This is a genomic window from Luteibacter sp. P4_E6 (genome assembly GCF_056401535.1).
Window position 1 is genome coordinate 1 of sequence record NZ_JBFUJE010000496.1, and the last position, 2,877, is coordinate 2,877.

Sequence of the window (2,877 nt, forward strand, 5' to 3'; positions counted from 1 at the left end):
GATCTGGGTGGACTTCGGGCCTCACGGCGAGCGCAAGACCAGCGCACAGGTCACGGGTGTGTACCAACCCGACGACCTCGTCGGGCGGCAGATCGTCGGCGTGATCAACTTTCCCGAGAAGCAGATCGGACCCGTGCGTTCGCAGTTCCTGCTGACAGGGTTTCATACGGACGACGGCGTCGTGATCACGACCGTCGAGCGGCCCGTGCCCAACGGCACGCGCATGGCCTGAGGCGATGCTTGGCGCCGCCGGAGCAGTACGGCTCCGGCGGCGTACCCGCGCTTACTTCGCAGGGGTATCGAACACCGGATCCTTGAGTCCGGCGATCGTGTGTGAACCACCGGCCTGCATCTCGAGCACCACGATATCGTTACGCCCCTTCTTCAACCACGAAGCCGGCACGTAAAGGGTCTGCTGCGGCCCGATGTGCCAGAAGCGGCCAAGGTGGTGACCATTGACCCAGACATTGCCCTTGTTCCAACCGCGCATGTCGAGGAACGTGCCATCCGGCTTCGTCATGGTGAAGCTGCCGCGCCAGAACGCCGGGCCCTGCCCTGTTCCACCGGGAGCGAAGTGCAGGCTCGACAGATCGTCCAGCGGCAGGGGATAGACCGACCAGTTGAGCAAGTCCTCGCCGGCGACCTGAACCGAATAGGTAATGCCCTTGTAGTCGTCTTCCATGCCGGGGCCGATATTGATGCGGCCCATGTTCTCGACCACGAGGTCCAGCGTGCTGCCGCTCTTCAGATCGACCGGCATGGCGTGCTGGTCCTGCCGGCGATCCAGCGTGCCGAGCGGTTTGCCGTCAGCGAGTACGGTGGCGTAGTCGCGCACGTCGCTCACGTCGAGCGAGCCCTTGGCATCGGCGTCGAGTGCCTTGCGATAGAGAATCAGCCCATAGTTCTGGCCAAACGTCTCCATGCCATGAGGGGTGACCGTGGTCTGCGGCGCGGACAAGCCAGGCAGTGCGTCGAGCAGGCTTACCGACGTGTCCAGCGTGAAGCGCGGGATGGCCACCGTTGGCGACGAAGCGGGCACCTTGGGCAGGGTCTCGCCTTTCGGCAGGTGTGCGGCGATCACCTTGCGCAATGCTTCGTATTTCGGCGTCAGGCGGCCGGCCTCGTCGATCGGCGAGTCGTAGTCGTAGCTGGTCGTGACCGGGAGATAATGGGCGTCGTCGTTGTTCGCGCCGTTCATCCAGCCGAAGTTCGTCCCACCATCGACCATGTACAGGTTGAACGAGATGTCGTGATCCATCATCCACGACACGGCACTGCTCACATCCCCAACGTCGCGGGTCTTGTGTGCCTGGCCCCAACGATCGTACCACCCCGTCCAGTATTCGCCGGCCATGCGTGGCATGCCTTCCATCAGCGGCGCTGAGCGTCGGAATGCGCGTTCGGTCTGCTTTCCATCACCGGTAAAGTTGATCACCGAAACCATACCGGGCAGTGAACCGCGCGGCATCCAGGTCGGGCCGGGACCGTTAGAGGTGAACATCGGAACGTCGAAGCCGGCATCGACCATCTGCTGGTGGATCGCTTCGAGATAGTCGTGATCGTTGCCGACGTAGCCGTACTCGTTCTCCACCTGGACCATGAGGACCGGACCGCCGCGACTGCTCAACAGTGGCGCAAGTTCTTGGTTGAGCCGCTTGAACCACGCGGCACTGGCCTTAAGGAAACGCGGATCGTACGAGCGGATGCGCAGGCCAGGCGTTCTCAGCAACCATGCCGGAATACCACCGAACTCCCACTCAGCGCAGACGAAGGGACCGGGGCGCACGATGACGTTGAGGCCTTCTTCCTGCGCGGTGCGGACAAAGGCCGCGATGTCGTGGTCACCGCTGAAATCGAATTTGCCCGGCTCCGGTTCGCTCTCGTTCCAGAAGGCGTACGTGGTGATCGTGTTGAGACCCATCGCACGGGCCTTGCGCAGGCGGTCGCGCCAGTCCGCCCGGGGAATGCGCGGATAGTGCATCTCGCCCGAGCGAATCACGTAAGGCTTGCCGTCGAGAAGGAACTGACCGTGATCGACGGCGAAGTGCGGTGTCGTAGCGGAAGGAGCAGCCGCAAACGATGGCAGGGTCGCGCCCGCCAGCAGGCAGGTCGACAGGAGCAGACTCAGACGCTTCATCGGGACTTCCGCRGGATGGAAGCGTCAGAACTTACCGACGCGGCCCGCGCAGAGCAAGGACCCCGATCACACGGCGCCACCCCCGCCCGGCATATCAAACGCCTCGGTCGGTGTGCCCTGGTGATAAACCATCAGCCACTCGTCGCCTTCCCTCACCCACGTACTCGACCGCAGCGTATACCGCGAGTCCACACCCGACGGCGACCGATGCGCGGAACGATAAAGAAGCATCGCTACACCCTCGGCCACCCTGCGCACCTCGAAGCCATCGGCAACGATCGACCCGTTCCCGCCCTCCGTCGGAAGATCCCGCAGTACGTCGGCGAGATCGATGCGATATCCGGATCGGCCGATTTCCACGAAGGACGGATGCAACAACCCGCGCAGACGAAGCACGTCACGACGCACCGCCGGATCGTGGAGTTCCCGCTCCCGTGCCGTAAGCGCCATCAGCAGTGCATCGTCGGAGTAAACGGTCACGCCAGTGATCCGTCAGCGCTCAGGCCGTAAAAAAACTCGGCGAGATCTCGATCGCGAAGGGATCGTGCAGCCGTACTTCGCGGGTGTCCGCCGAGACGATTTCATAAGGCACGTAGATGAAACGCGCGTAACCCTTCGACTCGATATGAACGCGAACGCCATCTTTGGCCGGCGCCTCGAATTCGTCGGGAATCGTCACGTTGGCGACCAGGGCCGCGGCGAGTGCTTCGGAGGACCGGCCCGTCGCGAAGCGATCGAAG

Annotated in this window: 3 protein-coding genes and 1 pseudogene; 1 reads left to right on the top strand and 3 read right to left on the bottom strand. The window is 63.2% G+C overall.

Annotation, left to right across the window (positions count from 1 at the left end):
- Positions 1 to 232, top strand: a pseudogene (locus AC1DT2_RS19775) (tRNA-binding protein); the annotation flags it as partial.
- 51 nt (positions 233 to 283) lie between these two features.
- Here AC1DT2_RS19775 and AC1DT2_RS19780 read toward each other — a convergent pair.
- From AC1DT2_RS19780 to AC1DT2_RS19790, 3 genes are all read right to left on the bottom strand, one after another.
- Complete coding sequence (locus AC1DT2_RS19780; protein ID WP_477298194.1) at positions 284 to 2,137, bottom strand: glycoside hydrolase family 35 protein; 1,854 nt, start codon at positions 2,135 to 2,137, stop codon at positions 284 to 286.
- Positions 2,138 to 2,203: 66 nt separating this feature from the next.
- Positions 2,204 to 2,617, bottom strand: a complete 414-nt coding sequence (locus tag AC1DT2_RS19785; RefSeq protein WP_477298196.1) for a nuclear transport factor 2 family protein — start codon at positions 2,615 to 2,617, stop codon at positions 2,204 to 2,206.
- Between the two features lie 19 nt (positions 2,618 to 2,636).
- A partial coding sequence (locus AC1DT2_RS19790; protein WP_477298198.1) for a hypothetical protein occupies positions 2,637 to 2,877 on the bottom strand: 241 nt, incomplete at its 5' end.